Origin of the sequence: Metabacillus idriensis, assembly GCF_009674765.1 — a bacterium.
Classification (GTDB): Bacteria; Bacillota; Bacilli; order Bacillales; family Bacillaceae; genus Bacillus_P; species Bacillus_P idriensis.
Window position 1 is genome coordinate 1 of record NZ_WKKF01000002.1, and the last position, 18,411, is coordinate 18,411.

Genomic DNA, 18,411 nt, shown 5'->3' on the forward strand with positions numbered 1-18,411 from the left:
CGACTTGCATGTATTAGGCACGCCGCCAGCGTTCGTCCTGAGCCAGGATCAAACTCTCCGAAGAAAATTTGTGACTCAATTTGTTGCTGACTTCAAAAATTTAAAACGTTTGGTACGCTTTTGGTTTTGTTTAGTTTTCAAAGAACTTTTTGTGTCGCACTCTCTCGAAGCGACCTCTTTAATATATCATTTCTACCGAGTTTGTGTCAATCATTTTTTAAAAAATAATTTTCTTAAACTGCTTTATGTAGAAGGTTTCTTACTGACTTATAGAATTATATCAGCACCTATTAAAATAAGCAATAAGAAAAGAGCAAAAAGTTTGCTCTTAAATGATTTCTTCTATAAATAGATGACTTTGTCCTTTAAGTGCAAGAATTTCCTCAGTTCCTTCTATCTTTACAAGAGGTCTGGTCGGATCTTTATCTTCTATAAATACAATCACTGCTATTCTGCCGTCTGACAATCTGACAGTTGTCCCTGAACTTAGTTTAAGTAACCCCTTCTTCAATTCGTTCAGTGCCTTCAGATCAAATTTCCCAAACTCATCTTGCATGAGCTGTTCTAAGACTTTAAAAGGTGATTGTTTGCTTCTGTGCGGCCTTTCGGAAACCATCGCCTGATATGCATGAGCAAGAGCCGCTATTTTGCCGAAAGGATGAAGCTGATCTGCCTTTGCTCCTAATGGGTACCCGCTCCCGTCAAGACGTTCATGATGCTGCAGAACTCCAAGCTTAACAGCCTCTTTTAAAGAAACGATATTTTTCAGCATTTTGTAGCTGTGAACAGGATGCTGCTTGATTTCTTTAAACTCTTTGTCTGTTAGTGCTGTCTTTTTAGTCAGAAACCCCTGCTCTACTTTTGTAATGCCGCAGTCACACAGCAGACCCGTCATAGCAACCTGGGTCGTATCTCCATAGGAAAAGCCCATACTCTTACCTAAATAAGCGCTTACTAACCCAGCTGATACTGAGTGGTGGTAAAGATGATCATCATCTTTTGTATATTGGTAGGTTTTAAATATCTTATCAGGTTCTTTCAGTCCCTGCTCAACAACTGGAATTAATAGATTTCTGATTTTCGAGATATCAACCAAAGCGCCGGATTGCCAGTCTAAATACAATTGCTTAAAGGCTTGAACAGCATTTTTATACAATTCTTCAAAATGGGTGCTCTGTTTTGAATTTGCTGTTTTTTCAGCTGCAGAAGAATCAAGGATTACCCCAGCAGGTTTAAAGGCAATTCCATTTACAAAGTATGGCTCTACTTCTACTTCATTTATTAAAAAAGCCTGAAGGATTTGCAGAAAATCTTGATTTAAGATGGTTTGACTGCGCATCAAAGGTTTGTGCGACATTGAAAATACGTCTTTTGACAGTATGCATCCTTCAGACAACTGATTAATATGGACTCTCACATGAATCCCTCCCATCCATATTATAAACGATTCCATTTAGTAAAATATGGTTTTCGAATAAAAAAAAGACATAGCTTTAAAGGCTATGTCTTTCATTTGCTTATTCTTCTGTATCCGGTTCACCAGAGGAGTCTTCTTCAGTTGAGATTGGTTCTGCAGATGAATCTTCCTGCAATCCTTCTTCATTCTCCAAAAGCTCGGCATCTTCTGGTTCGAGCTCTTCTTTTTCTACAACAGCGACAGTAGCAACATGCTCTTCGTCGCCAAGTTTAATCAGCTTAACACCCTGTGTATTACGGCCGGTTGTCGAAATGCTGTCGATCGCCATCCTGATAAGAACACCGCTTGCTGTAATCAGCATGAGATCCTCTTCTCCTGTAGAAGGCTTAACAGAAATCACTGTACCATTTTTCTCCGTGACGTTACATGTTTTAATCCCTTTACCGCCGCGGCTTTGAATCCGGTATTCAGCTGCAGGGGTCCGTTTGCCGAATCCATTGCGTGTTACTACAAGGACATCGACATCTTCTTCAAGGATTTCCATTCCGACAACTTCGTCATCAGAATCCAGGGTAATCCCTTTAACCCCAGTTGCTGTACGTCCCATTGAGCGGACATCTGTTTCAGGGAAGCGAATGAGCATTCCTTTTTTTGTTCCAATCATGATGTGTTTCGTTCCATCTGTTAAACGAACAGAAATAAGTTCATCGTTTTCACGCAGGTTCACTGCGATTAAACCGCCTTTTCTGATATTCGCGAATTGTGTCAGAGGAGAACGCTTAGATATTCCTTCTTTTGTTGTAAAGAATAATGACCAATCGTCCACGAATTCAGAGACAGGGATGATGGCATTCACCCATTCGCCTTTTTCTATTTCCAGAAGGTTAATAATCGGAAGTCCTTTTGCTGTTCTTCCGTACTCTGGAATTTCATACCCTTTTGCACGGTAAACCTTCCCTTTATTCGTAAAGAAGAGAATCGTGTCATGAGTAGATGTTGTTAAAAGATGTTCTACGAAATCATCCTCATTCGTACCCATACCCTGAATCCCTCTGCCTCCGCGGCGCTGGCTGCGGTACGTTGAAATTGGCAGTCTTTTAATATAGCCGTTGTGAGTAAGAGTAATAACGATATTTTCAACAGGGATCAGATCTTCATCTTCGATCATTTCAATTCCGCCCGACACAATTTCCGTGCGGCGGACATCATTGAAACGCTCCTTGATTTCTTCTAATTCCTCGCGGATAATTTCAAGAACTTTTTCATCGTCAGCCAAGATTGCTTTTAATTCTGCAATCAGCTGCACAAGTCCCTGGTACTCTTCTTCGATTTTCTCTCTTTCAAGTCCTGTTAAACGCTGCAGACGCATATCAAGAATCGCCTGTGCCTGTTTTTCAGATAAAGAGAAGTTATCCATCAAGCCAAGACGCGCAATATCCGTTGTTTGAGAGCTGCGGATCAGGGAGATGACTTCATCCAAGTGATCCAGTGCAATTCTCAAACCTTCTAAAATATGTGCACGTGCTTCCGCTTTGCGAAGTTCAAACGCTGTACGGCGGCGGATAATAACCTTCTGATGATCCAGATAGTATACCAGGAACTGTTTAAGGTTCAATACTTGAGGCTGTCCATTTACAAGGGCAAGCATATTGATGCCGAAGCTTGTCTGAAGGGCAGTCTGTTTGTAAAGATTGTTTAATAGAACATTTGAATTGGCATCTTTGCGCACTTCAATGACGATGCGCATTCCGTTGCGGTCTGATTCATCACGCAGATCGGTGATGCCCTCAATCTTCTTGTCACGCACAAGCTCAGCAATTTTTTCAATTAACTTCGCTTTATTTACCTGGTAAGGAAGTTCTCTTACGATAATTACTTCTTTACCTGATGCTTTTTCCTCAATTTCTACCTTAGCGCGGATTGTAATAGAACCGCGGCCTGTTTCGTAGGCTTTGCGAATCCCGCTTCTGCCGATAATCTGACCAGCTGTCGGGAAATCCGGCCCTGGAATGATCTCCATTAGCTCGGGAATGCTTACATCTGGGTCCTTGCTTACAGCCAGTACACCGTCAATGACTTCTCCAAGCTGATGAGGAGGGATATTTGTTGCCATGCCGACTGCGATACCCGCTGCACCGTTTACCAGCAAGTTAGGGTAACGGGAAGGAAGAACAACCGGCTCACGTTCCGAACCGTCATAGTTGTCTTGATAGTCGATTGTATCTTTATTGATATCGCGGATAAGCTCCATCGCAATTTTGGACATGCGAGCCTCTGTATAACGCATCGCTGCAGCTCCGTCGCCATCGACAGAACCGAAGTTTCCATGTCCATCTACAAGCATGTATCGGAAGTTAAAATTTTGAGCCATGCGGACCATTGAATCATAAACGGCACTGTCACCATGCGGGTGATACTTACCGATTACTTCTCCGACGATACGGGCAGATTTCTTAAACGGTTTATCTGATGTCATTCCTAAATCGTTCATTGCATATAAAATACGGCGATGAACAGGCTTTAACCCGTCACGAACATCGGGAAGAGCACGCGAAACGATAACACTCATCGCATAATCCAGGAAAGATGAGCGCATTTCATGACTAATATTTATCTCTTTTACTTGAGGAGTTTTATTTTCTTCCATGTTTGAACCTCCCTAATCTATATAGCTCCAACCAGAAAAGCGGAAGCGCCAAGGTCCGTTTTGACCGTGAATACAGGCGCCGGAGCTTGCCAAAGATGTACATATATTTAAACTTTCTAATCTCATAAAAAAACGGGAGTTAAAGGTCTCCGGAAACTTTGGATCTTATAAATCTTTGTTGGTAAAATATCAAACTGATTATGTATGGCTGTATAAAATTAAATAATAGCCTACTCTCCATTATATCAATAAACCTATGACATTACACGTCAAATTCAGATAAAAATGCGATTCATCTAAAGAATCCCCGCCTATTGAGGCAGGGATTCTAGTTTTTCTTTAATTCGCCGCCTTTTCAATGGAGGCGTTCACCTTAAGAGCTGGTATCTCGAATGAAACAGGTACAATTCCATCTCTATCTTCTTTTAATTTCATGCTTTTCGGAGGTGATAAAGGGGCTGCAGATGCTGTTTTTCCATAAGAGTTACCATTTGTGTCGCCTGCCTCAGCTGTGCTGAGACCTGTCTTATCCCCTTCTTTTTCATCCAGCTTGCCTGAAGCTGTACAGCCTGAAAGTATTAAACTGAATAAAAGAAGAGTTACTGTCCATCTCAATAGATGACTTTCTCCATTCTTACTGAAATTCAGGAAGAAAAAGGAGGACATCTCTGTCCCCCGCTTCATCCTACTTAGTTATTGACAGATTTCCGGCGAGCGATCATCGCAATCGAAACTGAAGCCAGGATAAATCCAAGTACGCTCCATAAGATTGCACTGTTGTTTGTTTCGCTCATGCCGCCCAAGCCTGTTTTAGGCATTTCAGATGGTTTTTCACCTTCAAATTTTTCAGGGAACTGATCAACAATCGCAGATGACATTGCCCGGCCTACTCCAAACATATGCGAGTATGCCACGTGAATATTTTCATAAGCTGCAGGATAATCTTTGCCTGTATAGCTGTTGAACGCATTCAGCAATTGATCAACATGCTCTTTAAGGCCCGCCTCAAGGTCAGCCGCTTTTAAGCGTCCTTCTGTTGCTGTATCAAGGAATGCTGCTTGTTCTGCACGGTATTCATCTAATTCCGCTACAGCCTGTTCTTTACCTTCTTCGTTGTTTTCAGCTGTTGCTGTTACATAATCTACAAAGTACCCGATGTGGCTGCTCCATATTTCTTTAAATTGTGCAGCGCCTTTTGCACCGTAAACAGATTCAACTGCTGCTGTTAAATCATCTGTATTTTCATTTAATGCTCCTGCTGCTGCTTCGAAGTCTTTTGCTCCGTCAATTCCTTTTTGCATAGTAAGTGCTGCAAGTGCTGCATGCTCAGAGAATACTTGGTTTAAATCTGCTCTTAAGTCTGCAGCTGGTGTATCCACTGATGTATTTTCAAATTTGTCAGGGTACTGATCGGCAATTGCCCAAGATAATCCTTTGCCGACTCCGAACATATGGTGCATTGATTCTGTTATGTTGACATATGCTTTATCATATTCGCCCGTTCTGTAGCTTTCGAAAGCCCAGATTAATTGATCTATATGAACTTTTAATCCTTCTTCAAGCTCTTTCGCTTTTAAACGCCCTTCAGTTGCCGTATCAAGGAATCCCGCTTGCTCGACTCTGTACTCGTCCAGTTCAGCTAATGCCTGTTTTCTGCCTTCTTCATTGTTTTCAGCTGTCGCTGTTACATAATCTACAAAGTATCCAATATGGCTGCTCCATATTTCTTTAAATTGCGCTCCAGCCTCTTCACCGTAAACAGATGCCACTGCTGCTGATAATTCTTCTGTGTTTTTATTAAGCTGGCCAGCTGCTGCTTCAAAATCTTCTTTGCCGTCAATTCCTTTTTGCATGGCAGCAACTGCTAAGTATGCATGTTCTGAGAGGATCGCATCAAGTGATGCACGAAGATCGATAGCGGGGTTAGAAACGTCTGTTGAAACCATACCTCCGTGATTGCCTCCATGGCTTCCGCCGTGATCTTCAGCGCTCGCTGTGCCAAATGCCGGAATCAGCAGGGAAAAACTGAGGGGTACTGCGATTAGAGCTTTTTTCATCTTCATATTAAATTCTCTCCTTTTTTCCATTTAGTTTATTGAGTATTTACACTAGAACTAACGGAGAGAGTTTTTATAAAGATCACATAACAGTAAAATTTTTTTAATTTTTGTAAAGTTTGTTGCTTTTAGAAAGAAAGATTAAACCTTGAGTGGATTGCAGCAAAGATCCACGGATGAATGTATAACCAAAAACATCAAACAATGCGAAAAGAGCCTTAATAGAAAAAACATCCATTTCGGATGTTTTTCGGCTGATATTAGTAATAAGGATAGTACGGATATGGATACGGCGGATAATACGGATAATACGGATAACCATAGCCATATCCAGGTGTTAATAATGCTCCTGTTGCAAGCCCTCCCAAAAATCCAGTTGCAAACGGAAAACCAAATCCAGGTCTCCCAAAACCAAAACCTGGTCTTCCAAACCCAAATCCAGGTCTGCCGAATCCGAATCCAGGTCTGCCGAATGGACGCCGCATGTCATCTTGATGATAAAACTGCTGATTATTCATCTTTACGCCTCCTGCTTAGATAAATTGCCTACTTACTTTAAAAAGATATGCAGGACGAGTTTAAAAGTAGTGGGCTACTTGTGAATTAATAAGCACGGAGAAAAAGAAAAGGCAAAGCATTTTTTCTGCTTTGCCTTTTCTTTATGGGTAACTCTGGATTCTTAAATATCCAGATTCTTTACGTATTGTGCATTTCCTTCGATGAAGTTTCGGCGCGGCTCTACTTTGTCACCCATAAGGATGTCAAACGTTTCGTCTGCTTCCATCGCATCTTCTAATGTTACTTGCAGGAATGTTCTTGTATTCGGATCCATCGTTGTTTCCCAAAGCTGCTCAGGGTTCATTTCCCCAAGACCTTTGTAGCGCTGGATGCCCGGTTTAGGAGTAGCCGGCAGTTCCGCCATCAGCTTCTCCATTTCTCTGTCATTGTACGCATATTCAATTCGTTTACCCTGCTGCACTTTATATAAAGGCGGCTGCGCAATGTAGACAAATCCATTTTCAATGATTTGTCGCATATAGCGGTAAAAGAATGTAAGCAGAAGGGTCCGGATATGGGCTCCATCCACGTCAGCATCTGTCATGATGATAATTTTATGATAACGGGCCTTTGAAATATCAAAATCCTCTGCAATCCCTGTTCCGAGTGCGGTAATGATCGTGCGGATCTCGTTATTGGAAAGAATTTTATCCAGACGGGCTTTTTCAACGTTAATGATTTTCCCTCTAAGCGGGAGGATGGCCTGGAAATGACGGTCACGGCCTTGTTTAGCAGAACCTCCGGCAGAGTCACCCTCAACCACATATAATTCAGAAATAGAAGGGTCTTTAGATGAACAGTCCGCAAGTTTTCCCGGCAGATTCGAAATTTCAAGTGCACTTTTGCGGCGTGTTAATTCACGCGCTTTTTTTGCTGCAAGACGTGCTCTAGAAGCCATTAATCCTTTTTCAAGGATTTTCTTGGCCGTTGAAGGATTTTCCAGCAAAAACTTCTCAAATCCTTCTGCAAAAAGGTTATCAGTAACGGTTCTCGTTTCAGAGTTGCCTAATTTCGTTTTGGTTTGTCCTTCAAACTGCGGATCAGGATGTTTAACAGAGATAATCGCTGTTATCCCTTCACGGACATCATCACCAGTCAAGTTGGCATCACTCTCTTTAAATGCACCGTTTTTACGGGCATAGTCATTAATGACTCGAGTGAGGGCTGTTTTAAATCCAGCTTCATGAGTTCCGCCTTCATACGTATGAATGTTATTGGCAAAAGAATAAATGTTGCTTGTATAAGAATCATTGTATTGCAGGGCAACCTCAACTGTAATGCCGTCCTTTTCGCCTTCCATGTAGACAGGCTCTTCATGAATGACTTCACGCGTGCGGTTTAGATGCTCGACATATGATTTAATTCCGCCTTCGTACAAGTATTCCTTTTTGCGTTTGTTTTCGCGTTTATCTTCAATCGTGATTTTAATATTCCGATTCAAGAAAGCAAGCTCTCTTAATCGATTTGCAAGAGTATCAAAATCATATTCAACCGTTTCAGTAAAGATTTCCGGATCCGGGCAGAAGTGAGTTGTCGTCCCTGTCAGTTCACTTTCTCCTATGACTTCCAAATCACCAGCCGGCACTCCGCGCTCAAACTTCTGATAATGGATTTTTCCTTCACGGTAAACAGTAACCTCAAGGACAGTCGAAAGCGCGTTAACTACTGATGCACCAACACCATGCAGTCCGCCTGATACTTTGTAGCCTCCGCCGCCGAATTTTCCTCCGGCATGGAGAACGGTCATGATGACCTCAACGGCAGGACGTCCCATTTTTTCATGAATCCCTACCGGAATACCGCGTCCATTGTCTTTTACGGTGATGCTGTTATCTTCTTCAACAATAATGTTGATTTCATCACAGTATCCAGCAAGCGCTTCATCAATACTGTTATCAACAATTTCCCAAACGAGATGATGAAGACCTTTTGCTGCTGTTGATCCAATATACATCCCAGGACGTTTCCGGACAGCCTCTAAGCCTTCTAATACTTGTATTTGGTTTTCATCATAAGTTTGCTGTTCGATTTGTTTTTGTTCCATCGCCACTATGATCACCTACACTTTTCTTAAGGGCTTATTAAGAATGATTTTTGAATGGTTCATCCGCAACCATATCTATGTCAAATGTGAATTTCGCGCGTTTTTTCAACGTGCCTGATGCAAGAGGGGAAAAATAGATTTTATCTGTGGTTACAACAATTGATTTTGTCTCTCCGTTCGCAAGCTTGACTGTATGATTCTGATGTTTTTCTAAAAACTCACTGACAATGCCGGATGTTTTTGAAGAATGATGATCAATAATCATGACAACTTCTTTTGAGGGAATCACAAAATTATCTCCCAAGTGAATATACAAGAAAAACCACCTCTTTTCAGCGTGTCAGCCTGCCTTTTGAAACACGGTATGTCGTTGCTTCTTTCAGCGTCTGATGGTCAATGCCTTCAACACTTGTTGTTGTAACAAATGTCTGCACTTTCCCTTGAATCGTATTCAATAAATGAGATTGTCTGTAATCGTCGAGTTCTGATAAAACATCATCAAGCAGCAAAATCGGGTATTCTCCAATTTCCTCATGGATCAATTCGATTTCTGCAAGCTTCAGCGATAGTGCGGTCGTCCGCTGCTGTCCCTGTGAACCGAATGTCTGCACATCACGCCCATTTACAAAAAATAAGAGATCATCTCTGTGTGGACCTGCAAGGGTTGCGCCGCGCTCAATTTCTCTATCTTTTATTTTATCAAACTTCTCTTCATATGCTTCTATCATTTTCGACAAACTTGCCTCTTCTGATACATCGACAGATGCTTTATACTCAATTGTTAACGTTTCAAGTCCTCTGCTGATGCCTGTATGAATCGGCTGGGCCCACTTTTGCAGTTTCTCTATGAACTCAATCCGTTTTAAAATGACCTTTGCGGCAGACTCTGCAAGCTGTGAAGTAAGGACATCAAGCATCGTTCGATCCGTCTGTTTGCGCATTTGCATCTGCTTTAAATACTGATTCCTCTGCAGCATAATTTTTTGAAATCTATTTAAATCATGAAGATAGACAGGTGACACCTGTCCGATTTCCATATCAATAAAACGCCTTCTGATTTGAGGGCTTCCCTTTACTAGGTTGAGATCCTCGGGTGCAAACATAATGACATTCATTGCCCCTACATACTGGCTTAATTTCTGCTGTTCAATATGATTCAGCTTCGCTTTTTTCCCTTTTTTCGAGACAACGAGCTGCATGGCGACTGAGCCGCTGTACTTTTCTACTCTGCCTTCTATTTTAGCATATTCCTTGTCCCAATAGATAAGATCTTTGTCATTTGAGGTGCGATGAGACTTTGCCATGGCTAATACATAGATGGCTTCCATCACATTTGTCTTGCCCTGAGCATTCTCCCCTAAAATAACATTGACCTTATTTTCAAACTCTACGGTCAGTTCTTCATAATTCCTGTAATTCCGCAGCGTTAATTCTTTGATAAACAAATCCGTTCACCAACTTTAGTTTTTGCTCTTTTGCAAAGAGAGTGATCATTCTATATATTGATGGCCTGCAAGCCTTAGTTTTTCACGATATAAGAGCCAAAGTCCGGAATATCAACTGTATCATCAGCAAACAGTTTTTTCCCCCGTCGATTTTCAGGCTCGCCATTTACAAAAATCGCATATTCCTGCAAAAACCATTTAGCCATGCCGCCTGATTGAATAACTTCAGCAAGCTTCAGGAACTGTCCAAGTGTAATGTATTCTGTCTCAATTTTCACTGGCTTAATTGACACTGCAGATCGCCTTCTTTCTTTATGTCTCCAACAGTTAATTTTACTAAACTTATCCATACTTTCACAACACCTATTTAACCTTTAATCTCTTCACGTCAGTATTGTTCGTTATCGAGAATGACTGTGTCCATCTCACATGAACACGAGATGGGTATAAGGTCCTGCGGAAGGAAAAGAAAAGCTGCCAGCTTGTGCTAGCAGCTTGTTTAAGAGATAAGAAAGTATAAAATTTTGCGCTTCGATGGCAAGCGGAATCGCTCAGGCTCCTCAGCCAGAACGGGCGCTTGCGCTTTTCTTAATTAATACGTTCTAACAGGAAGAATTAATTGGAGAATGGAATCGTCTTCCGGAGTGCGGATTAAAAACGGTCTCATTGCACCCGTAAAGCTGATTTTAATTTCCGTTCCTTCAAGTGCTTTTAATGCATCCATCATATATTTTGCACTGAATGAGATTTTTAATTCTTCTCCTGTAATCTCCTGAGTCTGAACTTCCTCAATGACTTTTCCGATTTCCGGAGTGTTTGAAGAAACTTCTACAATACCTTCTTCAAGGGTTGAAAACTTAACAACGTTATTTCTTCCTTCTTTTGCAAGAAGAGATGCCCGGTCGATGGCCTGAAGAAATTCTTTTGTATTAAGGACCATATCTGTTTTGCTCTCAGCAGGAATAAGTCTTGTTGTATCCGGGTAGTTTCCGTCCAATAATCTGGAGAAGAAAAGTAAATTTTCAGCTTTAAAAAGGACTTGGCTTTCTGTAATAACTATTTCAATTTCATCACTTGTGTCTGCAAGGATCTTGCTTAATTCATTTAAGCTTTTTCCCGGAATAACGACATTATAAGAGCTGTCTGTTTCCGTTTCGATTTTTGCTTTGCGGAGCGCCAATCGGTGGCTGTCTGTTGCAATACAGATTAATTCTCTATTTTCAAGCTTCCAGTTGACCCCTGTTAAAATGGGACGCGTTTCTGAAGTCGAAACGGAGAATACCGTTTGACGGATCATTGTTTTTAAAAGATCTGTCGGCACTCTAAAACTATTATGTTCTTCTACTTGCGGCAGATGAGGATACTCTTCTGCATCAAGCCCGTTAAGGTTAAATTCTGCTTTGCCTGAGCGGATGACGGTCATATGGTGGCCAAGAACTTCTATTTCTACCGATTCCTTCGGGAGTTTTTTAACAATTTCACCAAAAAAGCGGGCCTGGAGAACAATGCTTCCAGTTTGTTTGATTTCAACGATTTCTTTGCCGTTTTCTTCAGTTGGGATAAACGATTCAATAGAGATATCAGAATCACTTCCTGTAAGTGTGACACCTTCTTCTGTTGCAACAATTTTAATTCCTGTCAAAATCGGGATTGTTGTTCTTGAAGATACGGCTTTCATAACGTCTTGAACACTTTGAACTAACCGATCTTTTTGGATGACAAATTTCATTTAGGGAAATCCTCCTTTTTTTTCGTATGGGAGCATATTTCTTTGAGCCACTTAATATATATATTATTTAAAGAAAAAATAGTAGAAGTACTAGTAGGGCCTGTGGAAATGTGTATAACTCTGTTGACGAAAGGAAACACAGCCTATCCACCTGTGGACAGACTGTGTATGAATCGTGCTTGGTTATTCACATTATCCATATTAATTTTTATAAGTGCAAGCTTTTTTAAGAGCCCTTCAGCATGCTTTCGATCTCTTTTAGCTGTTTAACAAGCTGATCATCAGCCTGAAGCAGCTTAGAAATTTTTTCATGGGCATGAATAACTGTCGTATGATCACGGCCTCCGAATTCTTCGCCAATTTTAGGCAAAGAGGAATCCGTTAATTCTCTTGAAAGATACATGGCAATTTGTCTTGGGAACGCTACTGATTTCGTGCGCTTCTTTGCTTTGAAATCTTCTAGTTTTACACTGAAATGCTGACCGACCATGCGCTGGATGTCCGCAATCGTGATCATTCTCGGCTTAGAGCTTGGAATAATATCCTTCAGTGCTTCTGCCGCGAGATCAGCATTTATATCCTTATTGATTAAAGATGAATAAGCTACAACTCGAATGAGTGCTCCTTCAAGCTCACGGATATTTGAATCGATTTGATTGGCGATGTAGAGCATAACCTCATTTGGAATATCAAGACCTTCAGCCTTTGCTTTCTTTCTGAGGATGGCAATTCTTGTTTCAAGATCAGGTGGCGTAATGTCGGTTATTAAACCCCATTCAAACCTGGAACGAAGTCGGTCTTCCAGGGTTGGAATTTCTTTTGGAGGACGGTCACTTGAGATCACAATTTGCTTGCTTTCTTCATGGAGCGTATTAAACGTATGGAAAAACTCCTCTTGAGTTTGTTCTTTACCTGCAAGAAATTGAATATCATCTATAAGCAGCACGTCGACACTTCGGTATTTATTGCGGAAGTCTTTCGCTTTGTTGTCACGAATGCTATTGATAAATTCGTTTGTAAACTTTTCTGATGATAAATAAACAACTTTTGCGTTAGGCTTGTGATCAATCACATAATGGCCAATGGCGTGCATTAAATGCGTTTTTCCAAGTCCTACTCCCCCGTAAATGAATAGCGGATTATACGCTTTCGCGGGTGCTTCGGCTACAGCTAGAGAAGCTGCATGGGCAAAACGGTTTCCTGAACCGATTACGAATGTGTCAAACGTATACTTCGGATTCAGCATATTTTGCGGAAGCTCAATCTGTTCTTCTTCTTTAGTCATCGGCTTTATAGGTGATTTTGGCATAAAATCAGCTTCATTCTGATTTTGGGGAATGATAAATTTTATCAGCAATTCTTCGCCTGTAAGCTCATATATGGTATTGGCAATCAAATGCAGATACCTGGATTCAAGCCAGTCACGCGCAAATTCATTGGGTGCAGTGATTGTTAATGTATCTCCCTTAAGAGCATGAGCTTTAGTGGATTTAAGCCATGTTTCAAAACTGGGCTTGCTCAGCTTTTTTTCAATTTCTGATAAAGCTTTGCTCCATAATTCATCAATATTCTCCATATGAGGCATCTCCCTCCTTTTTCTATAAAATGAACGTGTACATGTTTTGTACAACAGCTGGATGTCCGTGAATAAAAATGCAAAACGAACAAAATGTGCATAAATATATAATATAGTAGAAAAACGTCTTTTCGACATAAACCGTTAAATGTGGACAAGTTTTTTAACAGGGTGTTTATAATCTTTCCACATGTTATCCACAGTGTGTGGATAAACCGGATATTGACGTTCCAATATTCAGAGTGAAAACACAAATATAATATCAAATTAAACGAAGCGGCGCAATGGTTTTAAAAAACTTATCCACATATTCGGCTCTATGTTGAGAATAATTGTCCACATATGTTTGTTCTGTGTGAAACCTGTCGATAACAGGTGTGGATAAAAAATATGTCGAAAAAACTATGCACAGTCTATGGTGTTTGACAGATTTGTACATCAAAAAAATTGTTCTGGTTTTTCTTTTAAAATTTATTCTTGGATTTTTTAATAGCGGATAAGATCCATATAAATGTGAAAAGTTTTTATTTGAGAAAAGCTCTTTTTGTAATGCTCTTTTCGTAAAAATTGTTGCTTTTAGACTAGAAGTTTAAAACCATTAGTGGATTGTAGCGGAAGGAACTTGACTCCTGCGGGAAAATAGAGCGAAATGGAAGACCCCGCAGGCTCGCCGAGGAGGCTTCCACGCTCCCCGCGGAAAGCAAGTTCCTGCAGCGGAAAGGAACGGACAACATTTATAATCAAAAACAACAATCTATGCGAACAGCCTTTTGTAAAGCTTGATGCTTTTGAAAGAAGTTTAAAGCGGAAAGCAAGTGACTGCAGCGGAGATCCACTAAGGAAAAGAGCACGACCGAAACCTGAATTTGCGTGAAATGACTATACGACTATACGCAAAGCCAAAAATTAATGAGGTCACAGCCATGAGAAACAATAAATGATGCAGGAACTATGTTTCAGCATAAGATCTTTTTTGACATATGGTTGACAATTCACTAGGTCACTCTCTATAATTAGTAAGACTGTCTTTAACAGCTATTCCTCAGGGAGGTGTCTATAATGAAAAGAACTTATCAACCAAATAAACGTAAACATAGTAAAGTTCACGGTTTCCGCGCTCGCATGAGCACTAAAAACGGACGTAAAGTGCTAGCTGCACGTCGTCTTAAAGGAAGAAAAGTATTATCAGCATAGGCCACTGAAAAATATCAGTGGTCTTTTTTACATGGCCCAATCCTATTTAAGATTGGGCCATGTTTTTCAAAAACAGCTGTTTAAATAGATATTGTTAAAGAAATAATGATGGAAAAGCTCTCAGAAGGCTGAAGAATTCAGGCAAGGATCCGGAGTGAGGATATGAAAAAGAAGAACCGCATCAAAAAAAACGAAGACTTCCAAAAAGTATTCAAGCATGGAAAGTCGATGGCAAATAGACAATTTGTGATCTACATGCTGAATCAGCCTGAAGAAAAAGAATTCCGTTTAGGTTTATCAGTCAGTAAAAAGATAGGAAATGCCGTCACAAGAAACAGAATTAAGCGTCTCGTCCGCCAAGTTTTTCTTGAAGAAAAGGACAGCTTAAAAACAGGCATTGATTATATAGTAATTGCCAGAAAGCCGGCATCCGAAATGGACTATCATGAAGTGAAAAGCAGTTTACTGCACCTTTTCAGGAAAACAAAAGTCCACAGAGCAAGACCGCAGCGTGAAAACTCCATAAAAAATACATAGAAAAATGAAAATTGAAAGACGTTTTCTTTTTTGAAAGATGTTAAAATAAATGTTGAATAAAGTCGGCAGAACTTGCAGGTTTAGATATTTTGTTAGGAGGAATACCGGTTGAAAAGGAGAATATTGTTAGTGCTTGGCTTAGTGAGCATCATGATGCTTCTTACAGGATGTACAGAGGTGAACCAGCCAATCACAGAGGAAAGTCAGGGGTTCTGGAATCACTACATTGTGTATCCGTTGTCATGGCTGATCATCTATTTTGCAGAATTAATGGGTAATAGCTACGGACTGTCAATCGTTATCGTAACGCTGATCATTCGTTTTGCGATTTTGCCTTTAATGATTAAACAGATTAAAAACTCAAAAGCGATGCAGGAATTGCAGCCAGAAATGCAAAAGCTTCGTGAAAAATACAGTTCTAAAGATCAAAAAACACAGCAAAAACTCCAGCAGGAAACAATGGCTTTATTCCAGAAGAATAAAGTAAATCCTCTTGCAGGGTGTTTTCCATTATTAGTTCAAATGCCAATCCTGATCGGTTTTTATCATGCCATTATGAGAACAGAAGCAATCGCAGATCACAACTTCCTGTGGTTTGACCTTGGATCACGTGATCCTTTATTCCTTCTGCCGATCATCGCTGGTATTACAACATTCATTCAACAAAAGTTGACAATGGCGGGAACAGCAAATCAAAATCCGCAAATGGCTATGCTTTTATATATCATGCCAATTATGATCGTCGTCTTTGCTGTCAGCTTCCCAGCTGCACTATCTTTATATTGGGTAGTCGGAAATCTTTTCATGATCGTGCAGACAATGATCATCTACGGACCTGATATTAGAGCGAAAGCACTATTAAAATCGGGAGGAACGAAAAAGTGAGAGAAATAACTGCTACCGGACTTAGCGTCGAAGAAGCAGTACAATCCGCTTTAACACAGCTGAATGCAAGTAATAAAGAAGTTGAAATTACCGTTCTTGATGAAGGGAAAAAAGGATTTTTAGGACTGTTCGGCGCAAAGCCTGCAATGGTAAAAGCCGTAAAACGTCCGAATCCTGCTGAAGAAGCACATCGTTTTCTGACAGAAGTGATCAAAAATATGAATGTCGATGCAAAGGTTGAAATGATTCAGGAAGGCAAAAATGTGACGTTTCAAATTGAAGGAGAAAAGGTAGCGCTCTTAATTGGAAAGCGCGGACAAACACTTAATTCCCTGCAATATTTGACACAGCTCGCGGCAAATCGTCATTCTAATCATTACTTGCATATTACAGTTGATGCTGAAAACTACAGAACCCGCCGCAAAGAAACGCTGGTTCAGCTTGCTCAGAAGCTTGCACACCAGGCTGTTCGTACAAAACGAGAGGTTCCTTTAGAACCTATGCCTTCATATGAACGTAAGATTATCCATGCTGCTCTAGTGAACCAGCAGCATAAGATTAAAACATACTCGGTCGGAGAAGAGCCTAATCGTCATTTGGTGATTGCACCGAAATAGTAACACGAAACCCCGCTGATCCAAGATCAGCGGGGTTTTTTGTTCATTCTTTCATGCTTAAGGGCTTAGAAACCTTCCAGTTGGAAATATTGTTATTAACATGTGGATAAGTTAAAATGATAATAAGAGAATTGTGCGGTATTTCAGTCTGTGGATAATTCGATATTTTTTTCTTTCCAATAAGAAATAACTATGATATCTTATAAATTTGACTGCGTAAATAATGGGAAATTTCTATATAGATTTATTTTGAAAGAAGCGGGGTGAAACGCATGGAATTCGATACAATTGCAGCAATATCCACACCGATGGGAGAAGGAGCCATTGCCATCGTAAGACTGAGCGGGGACGATGCAATCGGCATTGCGGACAGGCTGTATTCAGGTCCTTCAGGAAAGAAATTGACAGAGGTCAAAACGCACACGATTCATTACGGGCATATTGCAGATCCTGATACGGGCCAAATCGTAGAGGAAGTCATGGTGTCTGTTTTGAAGGGGCCAAAGACATTTACGAGAGAAGATATAGTAGAAATAAACTGCCACGGCGGGATTGTAACGGTTAACCGTGTCCTGCAGCTTGCATTAAATCATGGTGCCCGGCTTGCAGGGCCTGGAGAATTTACAAAGAGAGCGTTTTTAAATGGCCGGATTGATTTGTCTCAAGCTGAAGCTGTGATGGATTTAATACGGGCAAAAACAGATCGTGCAATGAATGTCGCTCTTGGACAGATGGAAGGCAGACTATCAAAGCTGATTCAGCGTCTTCGCCAGGAAATTCTTGAGACACTTGCCCATGTGGAAGTAAACATAGATTATCCTGAGTATGATGATGTAGAAGAAATGACGCACAGCATGCTGATTGAAAAAGCAACGCTCGTTAAAAAGGAGATTGAAAAGCTGCTTCAAACCTCTCAGCAAGGCAAGATTTTAAGAGAGGGTCTTTCAACTGTTATTGTAGGCAGACCTAATGTTGGTAAATCTTCGCTGCTGAATAGTCTGATTCACGAAAATAAAGCGATTGTAACAGATATACCGGGAACGACAAGGGATGTTATTGAGGAATATGTAAACGTCCGAGGCGTGCCTCTTCGTCTGGTTGATACAGCCGGCATCAGGGAGACAGAGGACATTGTTGAGCGGATCGGTGTTGAGAAATCAAGACAGGTACTGAAAAAGGCCGACCTTATCCTGCTCGTTTTAAACTACAGTGAGGCTCTTTCCAAAGAGGATGAGCAGCTGTTTGAAGCTGTCAGCGGGATGGATGTCATTGTGATCGTAAATAAAACAGACCTTCCTGGAAAAATAGATTTGGAACAGGTGAGAGAGCTTGCAAAAGGTTCGCCTGTCGTTACGACTTCTCTGCTTGAAGAACAGGGAATTGACCAGCTTGAAGAATCCATCAGCTCGCTGTTCTTCGAAGGCAGCGTTGGCGCTTCGGATTTAACATATGTTTCAAACACAAGACATATTGCTTTACTGTCACAGGCTAAACGAACGATTGAAGATGCACTTGACGCGATTGATGCGGGAGTGCCGATTGATCTTGTACAAATCGATCTTACACGGACGTGGGAGCTGCTTGGCGAAATTATCGGAGATGCTGTCCATGAAAGTTTGATTGATCAGCTGTTTGCACAGTTCTGTTTGGGAAAATAAGAACTGTTTTATAGAAAAAATCATTCTACTTAAAGTTACTACAAAGT

General features: G+C 40.8%; 16 protein-coding genes and 1 rRNA gene. 5 read left to right on the forward strand and 12 right to left on the reverse strand.

What is annotated here, in order from left to right; genetic code table 11:
- The 12 genes from GJU41_RS08355 to dnaA form a co-directional block, all read right to left on the reverse strand.
- Positions 1-64: ribosomal RNA gene (locus GJU41_RS08355) — 16S ribosomal RNA — on the reverse strand; the annotation flags it as partial.
- 264 nt (positions 65-328) lie between these two features.
- On the reverse strand, positions 329-1,417 hold the full coding sequence (locus GJU41_RS25200) for an HD-GYP domain-containing protein (RefSeq protein ID WP_170292751.1): 1,089 nt from the start codon (positions 1,415-1,417) through the stop codon (positions 329-331).
- A gap of 100 nt (positions 1,418-1,517) precedes the next feature.
- A complete protein-coding gene (gene gyrA / locus GJU41_RS08365) occupies positions 1,518-4,064 on the reverse strand; it encodes a DNA gyrase subunit A (protein WP_070878927.1) in 2,547 nt (848 codons plus the stop codon).
- Between the two features lie 339 nt (positions 4,065-4,403).
- A complete protein-coding gene (locus tag GJU41_RS08370; RefSeq protein ID WP_139149165.1) occupies positions 4,404-4,679 on the reverse strand; it encodes a hypothetical protein in 276 nt (91 codons plus the stop codon).
- 74 nt (positions 4,680-4,753) lie between these two features.
- A complete protein-coding gene (locus tag GJU41_RS08375) occupies positions 4,754-6,127 on the reverse strand; it encodes a copper amine oxidase (RefSeq protein WP_154318357.1) in 1,374 nt (457 codons plus the stop codon).
- Between the two features lie 254 nt (positions 6,128-6,381).
- Positions 6,382-6,639: a spore coat protein gene (locus tag GJU41_RS08380; protein ID WP_070878924.1), complete on the reverse strand. Its 258-nt coding sequence runs from the start codon at positions 6,637-6,639 to the stop codon at positions 6,382-6,384.
- Positions 6,640-6,800: 161 nt separating this feature from the next.
- On the reverse strand, positions 6,801-8,723 hold the full coding sequence (gene gyrB / locus GJU41_RS08385) for a DNA topoisomerase (ATP-hydrolyzing) subunit B (RefSeq protein WP_070878923.1): 1,923 nt from the start codon (positions 8,721-8,723) through the stop codon (positions 6,801-6,803).
- Positions 8,724-8,760: 37 nt separating this feature from the next.
- Positions 8,761-9,039, reverse strand: a complete 279-nt coding sequence (remB, locus tag GJU41_RS08390; RefSeq protein ID WP_070878922.1) for an extracellular matrix regulator RemB — start codon at positions 9,037-9,039, stop codon at positions 8,761-8,763.
- A gap of 16 nt (positions 9,040-9,055) precedes the next feature.
- Complete coding sequence (gene recF / locus GJU41_RS08395; RefSeq protein ID WP_154318358.1) at positions 9,056-10,168, reverse strand: DNA replication/repair protein RecF; 1,113 nt, start codon at positions 10,166-10,168, stop codon at positions 9,056-9,058.
- 74 nt (positions 10,169-10,242) lie between these two features.
- Positions 10,243-10,455: a S4 domain-containing protein YaaA gene (gene yaaA / locus GJU41_RS24950; RefSeq protein ID WP_070878940.1), complete on the reverse strand. Its 213-nt coding sequence runs from the start codon at positions 10,453-10,455 to the stop codon at positions 10,243-10,245.
- A gap of 305 nt (positions 10,456-10,760) precedes the next feature.
- On the reverse strand, positions 10,761-11,897 hold the full coding sequence (gene dnaN, locus GJU41_RS08405) for a DNA polymerase III subunit beta (RefSeq protein WP_070878920.1): 1,137 nt from the start codon (positions 11,895-11,897) through the stop codon (positions 10,761-10,763).
- Between the two features lie 226 nt (positions 11,898-12,123).
- Entirely contained in the window at positions 12,124-13,473 is a 1,350-nt protein-coding gene (gene dnaA, locus GJU41_RS08410) for a chromosomal replication initiator protein DnaA (protein WP_070878919.1), read from the reverse strand.
- Positions 13,474-14,532: 1,059 nt separating this feature from the next.
- On the opposite strand from dnaA, the gene rpmH reads away from it, so the two are divergent.
- The 5 genes from rpmH to mnmE all read left to right on the forward strand — a co-directional run bounded on the left by rpmH (position 14,533) and on the right by mnmE (position 18,364).
- Positions 14,533-14,667: a 50S ribosomal protein L34 gene (gene rpmH / locus GJU41_RS08415; protein ID WP_070878917.1), complete on the forward strand. Its 135-nt coding sequence runs from the start codon at positions 14,533-14,535 to the stop codon at positions 14,665-14,667.
- A gap of 162 nt (positions 14,668-14,829) precedes the next feature.
- Positions 14,830-15,204 (forward strand): ribonuclease P protein component, encoded by a 375-nt coding sequence (rnpA, locus tag GJU41_RS08420; RefSeq protein WP_070878916.1) that lies wholly within the window; start codon positions 14,830-14,832, stop codon positions 15,202-15,204.
- 108 nt (positions 15,205-15,312) lie between these two features.
- Entirely contained in the window at positions 15,313-16,089 is a 777-nt protein-coding gene (gene spoIIIJ, locus GJU41_RS08425) for a YidC family membrane integrase SpoIIIJ (protein ID WP_070878915.1), read from the forward strand.
- Complete coding sequence (gene jag, locus GJU41_RS08430; protein ID WP_070878914.1) at positions 16,086-16,706, forward strand: RNA-binding cell elongation regulator Jag/EloR; 621 nt, start codon at positions 16,086-16,088, stop codon at positions 16,704-16,706. Before spoIIIJ ends, jag begins: the two co-directional genes overlap by 4 nt.
- A gap of 272 nt (positions 16,707-16,978) precedes the next feature.
- Entirely contained in the window at positions 16,979-18,364 is a 1,386-nt protein-coding gene (gene mnmE / locus GJU41_RS08435) for a tRNA uridine-5-carboxymethylaminomethyl(34) synthesis GTPase MnmE (RefSeq protein WP_154318360.1), read from the forward strand.
- Positions 18,365-18,411 lie beyond the last annotated feature (47 nt).